The 12,780-nt window shown below is 45.1% G+C and carries 11 protein-coding genes; 6 read left to right on the top strand and 5 right to left on the bottom strand.

From position 1 onward, the window contains the following. Positions 1–120: 120 nt before the first annotated feature. The gene (locus AC6I3O_RS24985) at positions 121–657 is read right to left on the bottom strand and encodes an ECF transporter S component (protein WP_497853216.1); all 537 of its coding nucleotides are present in this window, start codon (positions 655–657) and stop codon (positions 121–123) included. 265 nt (positions 658–922) lie between these two features. Here AC6I3O_RS24985 and AC6I3O_RS24980 point away from each other — a divergent pair, with 265 nt between their 5' ends. After that, on the top strand, positions 923–2,536 hold the full coding sequence (locus AC6I3O_RS24980) for an AAA-like domain-containing protein (protein ID WP_497853215.1): 1,614 nt from the start codon (positions 923–925) through the stop codon (positions 2,534–2,536). A gap of 36 nt (positions 2,537–2,572) precedes the next feature. Here AC6I3O_RS24980 and AC6I3O_RS24975 read toward each other — a convergent pair whose 3' ends face one another. Then, positions 2,573–3,649, bottom strand: a complete 1,077-nt coding sequence (locus AC6I3O_RS24975; protein ID WP_497853214.1) for a WYL domain-containing protein — start codon at positions 3,647–3,649, stop codon at positions 2,573–2,575. A gap of 74 nt (positions 3,650–3,723) precedes the next feature. Further along, a complete protein-coding gene (locus AC6I3O_RS24970) occupies positions 3,724–4,956 on the bottom strand; it encodes a WYL domain-containing protein (protein WP_497853213.1) in 1,233 nt (410 codons plus the stop codon). Positions 4,957–5,108: 152 nt separating this feature from the next. Here AC6I3O_RS24970 and AC6I3O_RS24965 point away from each other — a divergent pair, with 152 nt between their 5' ends. The 5 genes from AC6I3O_RS24965 (at position 5,109) to AC6I3O_RS24945 (ending at position 10,100) form a co-directional block, all read left to right on the top strand. Continuing rightward, positions 5,109–6,341 carry an RtcB family protein gene (locus AC6I3O_RS24965; protein ID WP_497853212.1) on the top strand — a complete coding sequence of 411 codons (1,233 nt, stop codon included), beginning with the start codon at positions 5,109–5,111 and terminating at the stop codon, positions 6,339–6,341. 424 nt (positions 6,342–6,765) lie between these two features. Next, positions 6,766–6,930 (top strand): hypothetical protein, encoded by a 165-nt coding sequence (locus AC6I3O_RS24960; protein ID WP_497853211.1) that lies wholly within the window; start codon positions 6,766–6,768, stop codon positions 6,928–6,930. Between the two features lie 12 nt (positions 6,931–6,942). Continuing rightward, positions 6,943–8,046 (top strand): slipin family protein, encoded by a 1,104-nt coding sequence (locus tag AC6I3O_RS24955; RefSeq protein ID WP_497853210.1) that lies wholly within the window; start codon positions 6,943–6,945, stop codon positions 8,044–8,046. Between the two features lie 158 nt (positions 8,047–8,204). Continuing rightward, positions 8,205–8,783, top strand: coding sequence for a hypothetical protein (locus tag AC6I3O_RS24950; protein ID WP_497853209.1), 579 nt, complete (start codon positions 8,205–8,207; stop codon positions 8,781–8,783). Positions 8,784–8,822: 39 nt separating this feature from the next. Then, positions 8,823–10,100 (top strand): AAA family ATPase, encoded by a 1,278-nt coding sequence (locus AC6I3O_RS24945; protein ID WP_497853208.1) that lies wholly within the window; start codon positions 8,823–8,825, stop codon positions 10,098–10,100. Here the strand turns inward: AC6I3O_RS24945 and AC6I3O_RS24940 are convergent. Both AC6I3O_RS24940 and AC6I3O_RS24935 read right to left on the bottom strand, forming a co-directional pair. Beyond that, complete coding sequence (locus tag AC6I3O_RS24940) at positions 10,080–10,940, bottom strand: DMT family transporter (RefSeq protein WP_497853207.1); 861 nt, start codon at positions 10,938–10,940, stop codon at positions 10,080–10,082. The genes AC6I3O_RS24945 and AC6I3O_RS24940 overlap by 21 nt on opposite strands. Before the next feature lie 24 nt (positions 10,941–10,964). Then, positions 10,965–12,542 carry an AAA-like domain-containing protein gene (locus AC6I3O_RS24935; protein WP_497853206.1) on the bottom strand — a complete coding sequence of 526 codons (1,578 nt, stop codon included), beginning with the start codon at positions 12,540–12,542 and terminating at the stop codon, positions 10,965–10,967. Positions 12,543–12,780: the final 238 nt, after the last annotated feature.

Here is a 12,780-nt window from a genome sequence, read left to right as displayed (position 1 = left end):
TTTGAAGGGGCTGCTGCAAAATGGAAGAAATTAATCTTTCCGTTTTGCGGCAGCCTCTTTCTTCTGCATAATTGTTTCCGGATTTCCGTTTTCGGATTATTATTTCCACAGATGACTATTCTATATATGTGAGCTATGTGTAATCTGCCGGATATCCGGCACTGCCAGCAGGAGCGGATACAGGACGAATGCGATGATAAGCCCGCCAAGCCCTTGAATTAAATTAGCGGGAACGCTTGCTAAGGCGGCGGATGCCCCATAGAGAGGTATCTCGCAGAGGAAATATCCTCCGGCTACGAGGACGATATCTGCAATTCCTCCGAGTATGACTGCCATGCACTGGCTCTTAGGCGTCTTGCCCAGCTTATGGTAGAGGATACCGGCGATCCATGCGATGATTCCTTTGACTGCGAAGGTAATCGGCACATAGATGAAATAGCCTCCCAGCAGGTCTGCCATGGCGGAGCCGATTCCTGCCGCCAGCAGCCCCCAGATGGGGCCAAGGATGACGCCGGAGAGAATGACGATGGCGTCTCCGGGGTGTATATATCCGCTGGTTCCCGGCGTTGGGATGCGGATGGACATAGTGGCAACGCACGCCAACGCGGCGAATAAAGCTGTCATGACAATTTTCTTCAGATTCGTATTTGTGTTCATTTGAAAGCCCTCTTTTCTTGTTCATATTATGTAAAACATAATGGTTTTACCAATGTAGATACTTTATATCATATCTGGATTGAAAAAAAGAGCCAATAATTATAAATATGACCATGCCAGTTTGAAAATAAGCAGTTGTTCTGATTAACCTTGAGAGAGAGGGTGAGATTTTGTATAATGGGAGTAACCAAACGGAAAAATGTGTTGCTGACGGCGGAGGACGCAGGGGGAGGCAAAGATTTGGGGAAGTAAGAAGGAGGTCTGTGTGTTGAGAAAAATGTTTAATATCAATGGCGATTGTAAACCGTTGCTGCATTATATGGTGAATATAGAAGACAGGCTGAACGAGGTAAAAAAGATGGTGGAGCAAGGGAGTTATTTCACTATTAACCGGGCAAGGCAGTTTGGGAAGACTACGATGCTGAGAGGGCTGGCGGAGTTTCTTGAGAATGATTATATGGTGATAAGCCTGGATTTTCAGATGTTGGGTGCAGCTAAGTTCAGGAATGAGAATATATTTTCAATTGCATTTGCAAACATTTTTATTGAAGCAGCGGAGGGAATAGATGACACAGGGGTGTTGGGGTGTGCGTTAAGTTCCTTTCGGGAGGCTGTAGAAGAGCATAAAAGTGAGATAGAATTATTTGAATTGTTCGGATATCTCAGCGAAGTATGCAGATGTTCTGAAAAACCGGTCGTATTGTTGGTTGACGAGGTTGACAGTGCGAGTAATAATCAAGTTTTTCTTGATTTTCTTGCACAGCTTAGGGGGTATTATATTAATCGGGACGTGAAAGCAACGTTTCATTCAGTAATCCTCGCAGGTGTTTATGACATTAAGAATATCAAACATAAGATTCGGGCAGACGAGGAACGTAAATGGAATAGTCCCTGGAACATAGCGGTAGATTTTCAGGTTGATATGAGCTTTTCGACGGCTGATATTGCAGGGATGTTGGGACAGTATGAGGCGGAACGAAGGACAGGAATGGATGTGGCAGGGATTGCAGGGATTATCTATGACTATACTTCTGGGTATCCGTTCCTTGTTTCTTATATTTGCAAATTAATTGATGAGCGAGTGGATACTGGAGAGATTGATATAGGGAATAATGCTGGAAGAAATGAGAGGTGGACAAAAGAGGGTGTGTTGGCGGCGGTGCGTTTTTTGCTGTCAGAACAGAATACTTTGTTTGAATCATTATTCAACAAGCTTGAGGACTATCCGGAGCTTGAGATAATGCTCCGTGACCTTTTGCTTTGCGGGAAGGACATTCCTTATGTTGTGGGGGTACGTTCTGTGGAAACTGCACTGATGTTCGGTTTTGTCAAAAAAGTGGGACATAACGTGGTCATAGCGAATAGGATTTTCGAGACTCTGCTATATAACTTTTTTTTGGCTGCTCCCGCTATGCAAAAAGAACGAATCTATGATGAGGCTTTGCGGGATAAGAACCAGTTTGTCCAGAATGGGCGGTTGGACATGAAGCGGTTGCTGGAGAAGTTCGTAATTCATTTTAATGATATATATGGGAATTGGCAGCAGACTTTTTTGGAGGAGGATGGACGCAGGTATTTCTTGCTATATCTAAGACCTATTATTAATGGAGTGGGAAATTATTATGTGGAATCTTGGACACGTAATATGGAACGTACGGATGTAGTCGTAGATTATCGGGGAGAGCAATTCGTGATAGAGCTTAAAGTGTGGAGAGGCAGTGCATATCATGAGCGCGGGGAAGGGCAGTTGATTGAGTATCTCGATTATTATCATTTGAATCAGGGATATATGATTAGCTTTAATTTTAATAAGAAAAAGGAGATTGGAGTGAAGGAGCTGGAAATCGGAGAAAAAGTGTTGATTGAGGCGGTTGTTTGAATTGGATAGAATTATAATCAGCCAAACGCACCCGGTTTATGCGGGTGCGTTATTATAAATCAGCATACGTTGTTTCTCAAGCCGGGATTGCAGGCTTTTCAGGAATTTTTCATTGCCGATTACTTTCAGCATAGGCCCAAAGGACATGACTTCAATCAACAGCTCTGTTTCCATGTTCTGATTATAATAGATGAGGCATTCATATGTGTTTTCGCCGATTTTTGCGGTGTTCTTCTCATAATTGGCGAAATGCAGCATGGCGCGCTCAAGGGCGTTGCGTTTGTTGACAATATGCAGTGTCAGCGGCTCTTTGTAGTAAGAATTCCGAATCAGAGAATTCAGGTCAATGTCGGAAGTTAGAGTCTTGTCTGTAAGCCGGACCCTTTGGATGCGGGCGACATTCAGGATGTCAAGCCGCATTCTTCTATGGTTGGAAGTTTTCAGGGCAAGGAGACGGAACTTGTCATTTTTTACAGAATACTCAAGTCTGGCGGGAACGTAGTAGTGATGGACGCGCGTCCCGGCGGGGGAGGTATAATCAAGCTCCACATAGGCCTTCCGTTTCTGCGCTTTTAGGAGCGTACGGAAATTCTGCCGGTATCTTTCTTGGATGGTATCGGATTCGTCCGTATTGGCTCTGGTAAGGTCTGTGTTGTGTGTAGATGCTTGGCTTTCGTTAGCGGCGGTATGGAGTAATTTGGACGTAACAGGATAGGGATCACCGTCGGCAAAACGGTCGTAGCAGCAGAATTGTTCCTGCCGCCAGAGAGGTTCTACGGATACTAGCATTTCGTTCAGGGCGTCGGTTTGTTCACGGTCAAGAAAGAGCCCGATGCGCGGGTCGGACAGCAATGCCTTGAGGTAAGATTTTTCGAGGGCGGAAAGCGGGACGGTAAAGGAGGGTGATAGTTTGGAAAGGTAGAGTTCACCATCCCGGTCAAATAGATTCCATGCGCCGCTTTCCAGCTTAGGGATGATGGAAATCATACTTTCCCCGAAGCCTTCGCTGTTTATCTGGTTGTAGATATCCTGTATGGACAAGGCGTTCTGACGGCATAAAATATGCCGCATTACCTGATAATAGCAACTGTAGATTTCTGAAAATAGTTCCATATGTTGATTCCTTCTATTTATTGTATAATGTGCAGAAATTAATTCGCTCTGGGATGCCCTTAGGGGCCCTTCTATCATATCTCATACATTTCATACATTTCCTGCAAGTCCCGGTAAAACCTCTGTTCTACGGATTTTGCCGTACACCTAAGTTCCAGTATCCTTCCGATAAAGGTACGGATCCAGGGCAGCATTTCGTTGCAGTCAAAGGCTTCTGTCTCGTACTGATAGACGTTCCGGGCAATCCTTGTGACCCTTCCGCCTCTGCCCTCCCGTTTCAACCGGTCTACAATATAATTTTCCGTCGGCTCTAAAGCCTGTATGGTCATGGTCAGTTTATCCAGATGATGTCCTTCTTCCCCTTGAAAAGAAACGCCCCACAGATACTTCCGGTTATGGTCAAGTTTCTCCGTTAGTTCGTCATAGTCTGGGGAGGAATCCAGAGGGGTCACGCATTTAATAGAATCCAGACGGAAACAGGAGAAGCGGTTTCTTTTGTGTACATATCCGCACAGGTAACGGCGCCCGGTTCTTGCGCTGATAAATATCTGCAAAGGGACGCAGGCAGATGTGGTCTTCGTCTCTGTCCGGGAACTTTTTAACTCGAGTCTTACCTGCGCTTTTTTGTTCATGGCGTCCAGTAGGGAAAGAAGTATCTCGTCCTCCAAAGTATGTACGCAGAAACTATGTTTTACCCGGAAGGTCTGATTCTGGCAGTCTGTCTGTTCCGTTAATTCATTCCCGACCACTCCGAAGACTTCTGCCATCTGGTAAAATGACAGGGCATCTTGTATATTTTCATTGGAACGAAGCCAACAAGGGAGTGTAAGGCTTAGGGAGAACACCACTGTTTTCCCGAGCTTTTGTTTCTCCAGTAAGCCTTCTTTCGCGTAGGCATTACATTTCCGGCGGACGGTCTGGATGTCGAACAGGGCGTCGTATTCTGAAAGCAGGAGGTCGGTGATTGCGTCCGCTGTCAGGGGACGTCCGTCTTGAAGGATATCAAGAATTAGAAAATGCAGTACAATATCATTGTCCGTGAAGCTCTTGGTCTTCCATACCCGGAACAGGGGATTGGTGTCCAGCAGATTGCTGTCAATGGCAAGGGAAATGTTGGAGCCGCCGGATACATGGTCTTTGCGGACATAGGAACCAAGCCAGCTCTCAAGCCTTCGGCGTTCATTGTCATAGGTGCGGGGGCTTTTGCCTTTGAATTCGTTCCGGGTCTTGAAGCCGTAGACAAAAAAATCACGGACATATTCTCTGGTCTTTGGAAAACTTTTTACCAATTCCTGAAATTCTGACATTGCTTCCTTCCTCCTTTTGTTTTGCACGATTGCGTTTTTGTAGCTTTTGAATTTAGTATATCATATGGGAGTGGGATTGTGTTCGCAACTTTTTTAAAATGATAATCTGGAAAATGTCGGATATAATACATTTAAGAAAGGACGGGGATGATATGTTTGTGATAAGCAATGAAAATACGAGATTTCCAATAAAAATATGGTTGGAAAATGATAGTCAGTTGGAAGGAACTTGCCTGGAACAGGCGTATCATCTAGCGCAGCTTCCGTTCCTACATAAATGGGTATGCCTGATGCCAGATACCCACACAGGAAAAGGGATGCCAATCGGCGGGGTAATCGCGGCGAAGGATGTGGTGATTCCTAATGCGGTAGGCGTTGACATCGGCTGCGGCATGGACTACATTTCCACAAATATCCGTGTGGAGGATATCAGGGAGATTCAGACCGGGAACGGCACAATCATCCAGTCGGTCATTGGAAATATCATGCGGTCGATTCCGCTGAACACTGAGCGTTACAGAGAACCTCAGGCGTCGGCTGTGCTGGACCTGGCAAAACAGGAGATAGAGAAGTATGAGAAGAACGAGGAACTCCTGCCGCTTATCGAGGACGGGTATTATCAGGTGGGAAGCCTTGGAGGAGGAAATCATTTTATAGAATTGCAGGAAGACCAGGAGGGGTATCTGTGCCTGATGATACATTCCGGCAGCCGCCATCTGGGGAAGGAAATATGTGATTATTTTCACAAGAAAGCAGCAGAGCTAAACCGGAGATGGTACAGTGAAGTAAAAGAGGAGTATCATCTGTCGTTCCTTCCGGTTGGGACAAAAGAGGGGCAGCAGTATATTCATTGGATGAATCTGGCGATGGATTACGCTTTTGAGAACCGGGAGCGTATGCTTGAGAAGACCTGTGCAATCGTGAAAGAAACGATTGAGAAGCATACAGGGCTGACCGTGGAATTCGGGGAAGAGATTAACTGTCACCATAACTATGCCGCATTAGAGAACCACTATGGAGAAAATGTCTGGGTACACAGGAAAGGCGCTACCAGAGTAAGGGAGGGAGAGCTTGCCGTAATCCCTGGCGCCATGGGCTCCTACAGCTATGTGGTGGAAGGGAAAGGCAATCCCTTATCCTTCTGCACCTCTTCCCATGGGGCGGGCAGAAGTTACTCAAGGTCAGGGGCCATGAAAGCATTCAGTACAGAGAAGGTTATGGTGGATTTGAAGGAGCAGGGCGTTGTGCTCGGGAAACGCAAGAAAAACGACGTGGCAGAAGAGTGCAGGTTTGCTTATAAAGATATCGATCAGGTCATGGAGCAGCAAATGGATCTGGTCACGCCAGTCAGAAAATTGAAGACGGTAGGCGTCGTGAAGGGATAGGGGAATTATTTATTGCGCGCGGGTATCGGGAGTTACTCCCTGCCCGGCGGTGCCTGCAGCGTGCTGTCAGGTATACCATAAATATTTCATGTCTTAACTTACTGTTAAGGAGGATGTGCTGTCGAGGGTTCAAACCCCTCCCATGTAAATGGTAGCTCAGAGGTAGAGCACACATGAAAATGGCAAAGACTTTCAATAGTCTGCGGTTCGATTCCGCTCTCAAGAATACTTTTATCCCGAGTTCGCGCACAGGATGCGGATTGGCCTGCAGCCTGTAAGTCTGCCTCCTGTCTGGAATGTATGGCGGTTATTTCCGCAGATAACGAGGTAAGTGTGCTGCTTATGTGCATTTGCCTCGTGAAGCAGAGGGACAGGGGGATTTTCGGTTCTGCCGGGATTGATGTATGAGGTGGGGACACAGCATATGTCAATGGCTGACGGTTGTCAACGGCAGGATGGAGTAAAGGGAAATGCAGCCAGAATGGAAGAACAGCAGATGCCCTTCTTTCGGACTAACTGCAGCCCCGGGCTTCCGCAGCAGGTCAATGAACGAGGGATAAAAGTATACCCAATGGCACACAATAGTTAGGAGGAATGTGATATGAAGTATATGATTAAGGATAATCAGGCAGGATTTGTGTTAAAGGACGGCGTATTTCAGAAAATGATTACATCCGGTACATATCATTTTTCTAAAATGCTGGGCTACAGTGTTGAAATCGAGGAAATGTCCGGCGAGGTCGATTACATGGAAGTACCGTATCAGGTATTGGCAGGGGATTCTGCATTCCTTGGGGCAACCTTGCACGTGGAGATCCCAGACGGCTCGGTGGGGTTCATTTACATAAACGGAAAATTAACGTCATTTGCCAATCGGAAGGAATATACATTCTGGAATGTATTTGACAAGTATGAGATAAAGATTGTCTCTATGGCGGAGACGGAGATTGGAGAGGATGTTTCAAAGCAGATGCTGTCATTGGTTCCTATGAATCTTTATACGGAGATGTCCGTAGGAGAGGGGGAGACGGGGCTTGTGTATTATGACAATGTACTCCAGAAATCAGCTTCAAAGGGGGTGTACCGTTTCTGGAACTATGCCCGCAGCGTGACATATCGCGTATTCGATCTGCGGCAGCAGGAGCTTGATATCGTGGGGCAGGAGATTCTTACCAGAGACAAGATTGGTATCCGTATGAACGTGTCCTGTATGTATAAGATTCGCGATGCCGTAGAATTTGCGGCAACAGTCTCGGAGCTGAAAAGACCGCTCTACTCGGCGGTGCAGTTAGTTATCCGGGAGATTGTGGGGAATTATAAGCTGGATGAGCTTCTGGAGTCGAAAGAACAGATTTCTAAGGAAATCTATAAGGCTTTAAAGGCGCGGGAGACGATGTTCTGTGTGAATTTCCTGACGACCGGGATTAAGGATATCATACTGCCAGGGGAGATTCGGCAGATTATGAACTCCGTCCTTGTGGCGGAGAAGACGGCGCAGGCAAATGTGATTTCACGGAGAGAAGAGGTTGCTTCTACCCGGTCGCTGCTCAATACGGCGAAGCTGATGGATGAGAATAAGACGCTTTATAAGCTGAAGGAGCTGGAGTATCTGGAGCGGATCTGCGAGAAGGTCGGGGAGATATCGGTGAATGGGAATATGGGGATTGTGGAACAGTTAGGGAAGATGATTGGGGCAGGGGCTTGATTGTTTATAACGGTTCTTTGGGGGTGGCGCATATCTTGCGGTGTAAAGCAAGGTTATGCGCCAATAAAGATATATGCGGAAAATATAAATTGTGACGGCAGTCAATGAGTGATATAATAATGGCAGAGAAAATCTTGAATTAGGGAGGAACTGTAGACATGGATGTTGGGACAATAGATATATTATCGGTATTATATGACAATGTTATAAATTACGATAAAATGGCATCCGAATTAAATAGAACGGATAATAGTTTTAATGATTTACTAAAAGGAGCCGCGATTGAGGATGTCAAAAAAGATATATATAATAAATTTAATATCAAAGTAAATGTACCGGATAGTAAAGACGAATGTACCATTCCTTGTGAAGTATTATATAGAATGAATAGCGATACTGTATTGAGAGAAAAGGTATATACGGTATTGGCTGATTATAAAAATACGAAGAGTACACTAGCCGGTTTTTATCCACCGGTAAAAAAGTATACGCTTGCATTTGACGGACAGGGAAATGTGATTTCTTACATTCTGGAACCAGATATGGAGAGATTAGAAGAGGATTATGGTAAATCAAGTAAGAAAAATTATAGATTTGACAGAGTCTCTTTAGAAACTTGTAATTATAATGAGATCATCAATAATCTACTTTTCGGTTTGTATCAGGGGTGCGAGACACAGTGTTCCATGATGGCGGCAGATTTTCTGAAAAAGTTACGGCTGACAGATGTAAATTAAAAATGTATGTAGAGATGACTATGGAAAGGGGGATATCCTGTGGGAAACTACGTGAACACTGGTAATGCAGGCTTTGCCGCCGCTGTCCGTGACACTTATGTAGATAAAACGGAATTGATTTCATTTATCAACAGTACGTTGGGAACGAAACGAAAACTTACCTGTGTCAGCAGACCGCGCCGTTTTGGTAAATCCTATGCCGCTCAAATGTTGTGTGCTTATTATGATAAAAGCTGTGATTCTGGAAGTTTGTTTGCAGGTTATAAGATTGCAAAGGACTGTTCCTATAAAGAACATTTGAACCGGCATGATGTGATTTACCTTGATATTACATGGTTTATTTCTATAACAGAGAATATCAGGGATACAGTGTCAAATCTACAGGCGAAAGTAGTGGAAGAGCTTCGGGAACTCTGCACTGATGTAAAACAGGAACAGACATTGCCGGAAACCATTGCCAGGATTCATGAAGCGACCGGAAAACGATTTATTATCATCATTGATGAATGGGATGCGTTATTCCGTGAGGCGAGGGATGACCATAGGTTACACGAACAGTATATCCAGCTTTTGCGAGGTCTGTTCAAAAGCAGCGGCCATACAGACAAGATGATAGAAGCAGCCTATATGACGGGAATCCTGCCGATTAAAAAATACGGTACGCAGTCGGCAATGACCGATTTTAGGGAATATACCATGATCCAGCCGGAACCATTGGAGGAATATATGGGATTTACGGAGGATGAAGTCCATAGATTATGCCAGAAATCAGACTTGGGATTTTCTGCAATATGTGAGAGGTATGATGGGTATGTACTGGGAGATAATACGCACGTTTACAGTCCAAAATCGGTCATGGATGCATTGGCAAGAAACAGGATAGGGAACTATTGGACGCAGTCCGAAACGTATGAATCATTGAAGATTTATATTGACTTGGATGAAGATGGTCTGAAAGAGGCGATTGTTCAGATGCTTGGAGGAGCGCACCTGAAGATAGATACGGGAACATTCCAGAATGATATGACTTCGATAAAAAGGAAGGATGATGTCCTTACGCTGTTGGTGCATTTGGGTTATCTTGCGTATGATGCCAATGAAAAGCGTGTTTTTATTCCAAATGAAGAAGTCAGACAGGAGTTTGTACGTGCCGTATCGACTGGCAGGCATCAGGAAATTGGGAAGTTGATAAGGAATTCCGATTTCCTTCTGGAACAGACGTTAAGTATGGATGAAGAAGCAGTTGCGGCAGCGATTGAGGAGGCACACAGTGCGGGGACAGCGCCTGTTTTCTACCTATTTTGCTTTCAACGATGAATACATGGCAACGCTCAGGATAATAGCTCCGCCCACCAGTTCCCGTATACTGGGAATTTCTCCAAGGAACAACAGCGCATAGACAATTCCATAAACGGTCTCCATTCCGGATACAATCCCGGCGGTCTGAGCTTTCACACTTTTCTGGGCGGTTACATACAGAGAATGTGCGAAAGCCGTACAGACAAATCCCACGAAGGCGACTCCCGCGAAATCCTGCGCCCTCCATGTTGTGTCTACAAGAAACAGCGCCGGAAGCAGCACGATGGCGGCAGACCCCTGTTCGTAGAGACAGATGGTGCGGGCGGCATACCGGGCTGAAAAATATCGGTTTGCCAGCGTCAGGACCGCATAGGTAAGGCTGCATATCATCCCCCAGATAATACCGATGGTGGTATGGTTCGCCATAGAAAATTCTGGTATGGTAATGAGTACGCCGATGAACAGAATCACCGCACTGATAATGCTCTGCCTTCGTATCTTTTCATGGAATACGACTGGTTCTAGGAATGTCAGGAACAGTGGGAATGTGGAGAATGTGATTGTCCCGATTGCCACTGTTGACACTTGGATGGACTGGAAGAAGGTCGTCCAATGGGCAGCCATGACTGCGCCTGTGAGAATAATCAGAAAGACGTCTTTTTTGGAATCAAGCCGCAATCTATCCTTTTTTACAAGTGCGATTACCAGCAGTAATGCAGAAGAGCATACGACTCTTCCAAGGGCTACCATGACTGCGGATACTTCTACGAACTGTGCGACAACGCCTGCAAGCCCGAAGAGCATTACGGCGATATGCAGGTATAGGATATTTTTGTTAAAATGTGTTTGTGTGTCCATTGCCTGGGTTCTCTCCTTTGTCTGCTAAACAAATGCTTCTATCAGCAGTTTGTCTTTGTATGGAGTTTCTGTAACTCCAATCTCTTTCTCTTTATTAAAATTGAAGGTAAGCATATACCCTGTCTTTAAATGATGATGCTCCAGATAACGAGCCAACTGCGCTTCCCCTTCCTGATGCCTTGAAGCGCCGCGCCAGAGCTTGGTTTCTACAATAAATTGTTCCCCGCCGTAATCAACAATCAAGTCGGTACGCTCCCGGTTTCTGGTTTCTGCTTCTATATAACAATTCCCGGTTCCGTTGATAATTGGTTTCAAGAACAGCATGAAATAACGCCGCCCGTCATCTTCATAGAACTTCTGTCCACGGTCGCCGTAAAGGGAATCAAAATGCTCTACAAATCGTTCTAACACGAATCGCATATTTAAACGCCCATTCTCAATAAATCTTGCCTTATCTTTTAATGCGGCATCATAGATTTCCTCCTGTTGCATAGAGGGGACTGCAAGGAAGAAATTATACAGTAAGGTCTCGAAGATTCTGTTGGCGATCAGAACCTGGCTCTTTGAAACCTTTACAAAACCGAACATAAGCGCGGCTTCAATCGGACGAACACCGATTACATACGCAATTTCTTTTCCTGTAAACAACAGGTCGCGGAGCATGTGTTCCAGATCAGGGTAATCCTCCAGTTTATTAATGAGGGAATCAAATAACGTGTTTGATTCCGTAAGCAATATGCGGACGGCATCTAAGAAGCCTGTCTTTGTCCATGTAGATTTTGAGGAGTCTCCTTTTACAGTAATCCTCTCGTCCATAAGTTTACAGAGGCGGGAAACCAGGAATGGATAGCCGGAAGTATAATCATAGAGAAGACCGGATATCTCCGGAATATTCATGCCTGTATGGTGGTCGCATTCGTAATCTTCAAGCATTCCCGCAATCTCTCCGGCAGAAAAGCTCATATCGATGAGAAAATCCGCAGCAATGTTCCAGGGACTGTTATTCTTGTGTGCCTCGTCCGGACGGAGCTTATGACGGATGTTTCTGATATCGTAAACACCGGCAAGAATCACAGACTGGAAGGTAGGTTTTATATCTCTGTTCATGTAATAGCCCCGAAGCTGTGCAAGGAAATCCATAAATACCGTGTTATTTGTAGCACTGTCAACTTCGTCAATCATCAGGACAACTGGTCTGTCAGATGTGCCGCACCATTGGCTTAAAATCTTGAATAGCGCCGAGAGGGTGGTATTGTTCAAAGATTTCCCGGCAGACATGGACAGCTTCTCTTCAATATCCTTGGGGATATCCGGCACGCAGTCCAGTAGTTCATTAGAAAAAGCGGATGTAAAAGCCATTTCATTTTCAAAATCCCCATGGCTCATCATCTGGAAATCCAGGCTGATTACCAGATATTCGTCTGCCAGGAAGCGTGCAAGCGCCCTAAGGGTTGTGGTCTTACCGTACTGGCGGGCGCGGTTTATTGTAAAATATTCTCCCTGGTCAATCATCTTTTTGATTGCATTCAGCTTTGGCTGAATATTGACCATATAGTGATAATTTGGTTTGCAGTCGCCATTGATATTGAAGAATCTGCTCATTTTTTGCACCATACCTCTCTGAACGGTTATGAAATACGGTTTAATACTATCATGTGATGGTGGAAATAGCAAGTGGATAGGAAGCAGATTTAGCAGCGCATTATATGATCCGCAGGATAAGATTTATGCAGTTTAACTAAAAAGTCGGTATAGAAATGTTAAGAAAACGTGCAGAACTGCAAGATAAAAGCGGTGGTATTTTCTGTCTTCCCGCCGTATACTTGTTTTACAACAAAAC

The sequence above is a fragment of the Sporofaciens sp. St.21A7 genome (genome assembly GCF_059728535.1).
This window is presented reverse-complemented; position numbering and strand designations above follow the sequence as displayed.

Coding starts and splice junctions, on each gene's coding strand:
- AC6I3O_RS24985 (WP_497853216.1), bottom strand. CDS start 657: ATGAACACAAATACGAATCTGAAGAAAATTGTCATGACAGCTTTATTC.
- AC6I3O_RS24975 (WP_497853214.1), bottom strand. CDS start 3,649: ATGGAACTATTTTCAGAAATCTACAGTTGCTATTATCAGGTAATGCGG.
- AC6I3O_RS24970 (WP_497853213.1), bottom strand. CDS start 4,956: ATGTCAGAATTTCAGGAATTGGTAAAAAGTTTTCCAAAGACCAGAGAA.
- AC6I3O_RS24965 (WP_497853212.1), top strand. CDS start 5,109: ATGTTTGTGATAAGCAATGAAAATACGAGATTTCCAATAAAAATATGG.
- AC6I3O_RS24960 (WP_497853211.1), top strand. CDS start 6,766: ATGTCAATGGCTGACGGTTGTCAACGGCAGGATGGAGTAAAGGGAAAT.
- AC6I3O_RS24955 (WP_497853210.1), top strand. CDS start 6,943: ATGAAGTATATGATTAAGGATAATCAGGCAGGATTTGTGTTAAAGGAC.
- AC6I3O_RS24950 (WP_497853209.1), top strand. CDS start 8,205: ATGGATGTTGGGACAATAGATATATTATCGGTATTATATGACAATGTT.
- AC6I3O_RS24940 (WP_497853207.1), bottom strand. CDS start 10,940: ATGGACACACAAACACATTTTAACAAAAATATCCTATACCTGCATATC.
- AC6I3O_RS24935 (WP_497853206.1), bottom strand. CDS start 12,542: ATGAGCAGATTCTTCAATATCAATGGCGACTGCAAACCAAATTATCAC.